The sequence below is a fragment of the Lacticaseibacillus suilingensis genome (genome assembly GCF_016861845.1).
In the GTDB taxonomy this organism is placed as follows: domain Bacteria; phylum Bacillota; class Bacilli; order Lactobacillales; family Lactobacillaceae; genus Lacticaseibacillus; species Lacticaseibacillus suilingensis.
On record NZ_BOLV01000062.1, the window covers coordinates 1 to 1,342 of the forward strand.

3 protein-coding genes are annotated in these 1,342 nt (G+C 54.4%); 2 read left to right on the plus strand and 1 reads right to left on the minus strand.

Features of this window, described 5'->3' with window-relative positions:
- Positions 1-9 precede the first annotated feature (9 nt).
- Both JUF11_RS13065 and JUF11_RS13070 read left to right on the plus strand, forming a co-directional pair.
- Complete coding sequence (locus tag JUF11_RS13065; RefSeq protein ID WP_236000505.1) at positions 10-93, plus strand: phage holin; 84 nt, start codon at positions 10-12, stop codon at positions 91-93.
- Positions 93-1,001 (plus strand): peptidoglycan recognition protein family protein, encoded by a 909-nt coding sequence (locus JUF11_RS13070; protein WP_204119936.1) that lies wholly within the window; start codon positions 93-95, stop codon positions 999-1,001. The genes JUF11_RS13065 and JUF11_RS13070 overlap by 1 nt, the downstream gene beginning before the upstream one ends.
- Positions 1,002-1,034: 33 nt before the next feature.
- Here the strand turns inward: JUF11_RS13070 and JUF11_RS13075 are convergent.
- On the minus strand, positions 1,035-1,342 hold a 308-nt coding region (locus tag JUF11_RS13075), incomplete at its 5' end, for a hypothetical protein (protein WP_204119937.1).

Genomic DNA, 1,342 nt, shown 5'->3' on the forward strand with positions numbered 1-1,342 from the left:
ATTCTTGGTGTGGTTACTGATCCAACCACGGCTGGCGTAACGGACAGCGTTCAGGCACTGACGTATGACAAGCCTAAGAAGGAGGACAAGTAATGGTCACGATCAACAAATCTTTGGCAATCAACGCCGGCACTGCTGCCACAATCGGCAAAATCATCGTGCTGCACTCCACGGATGACATGGAGGCCACCGCCAAGCAGATGGCGACCTATGAGCATCGGGTATGGCGTTCTGCACAAACATTCGTTCACTTTGGTGTTGACGACCAAGGCGCATATCAAGTCGGCACACCAGGGCGGGTAGCCTGGGGTGCTGGCTACGTCAACAAGTACGCGCCCGTACAGCTTGAGCTGTGTGAGTTTGAAGACCACGACCGCGCCATGAAGGCCTACCGCAACTGGGTGTCCTTAGCGGTCACCATGGCGGACAAGTACGGCGTGCCTCGTACCCTGGACAGCTCGGACAAGACGCATGGCTTCAAGTCTCACGCGTGGTGCTCTGCCAACTACGGCGGGTCTGACCACCAAGACCCATATCCGTACCTCAAGAATCTGGGCATCAGCAAGGCTCAGCTCGCCGCTGACTTGGAGGCCGGGAAGGCGTCTGCTACGGTCTCTGCATCTACCACGATCGAAAGTGCTGGCGCAATCAGCGCATCGGCGGCCAAGCTGACGGTTGACGGTTACTGGGGACCGCACCTCACTATGGCCCTCCAGCGCTTGTACGGGACGACCGTGGATGGTGTGGTATCAAGCCAGTACAACTGGCGCAACGGCGGTCTAACAGGCGGCTGGCAGTTTGTCGGAAATCCGGTGGGCAGTCTGCTCATCGCGGCGATCCAGCGCGCACTGGGCGTCAAGGCGGACGGCATTCTCGGCCCTGACACCATCAAGGCGATGCAGCGGAAAGCGGGCACGCCGGTCGATGGCAAGATTAGCGAACAGTCGCAACTTGTCATGTACATGCAACGGTGCGTCAATGCTGGCAAGCGGCCGTTCTAGCCCATTAAATCTCATAACAGCTCATCAATGGCCTTACTCGCTTCGGCGGGTAAGGCTTTTTTTGTTCTTAAAGTTGACAAAACGTTTGCTAAAAGGCAAAGTCTTTACATGCACCGGCGCACGTAATTTTTGCCTAACTCCTTCGGGAGTGAAGCTTTTTGTTTTACAAAAATGGCAAGAAGATGTAAAACTGTGAAAATGACGTAGAAACGTTGCTACACCGGTGTTATTGTCCTCACTCGCTTCGGCGGGTGGGGCTTTTTTGGGTCTAGAATTTTTGGTGTTGGTAGTAATCAACACTGGAGATGCTAGACCCTTTTTAGATAACAAAAAGACACCTG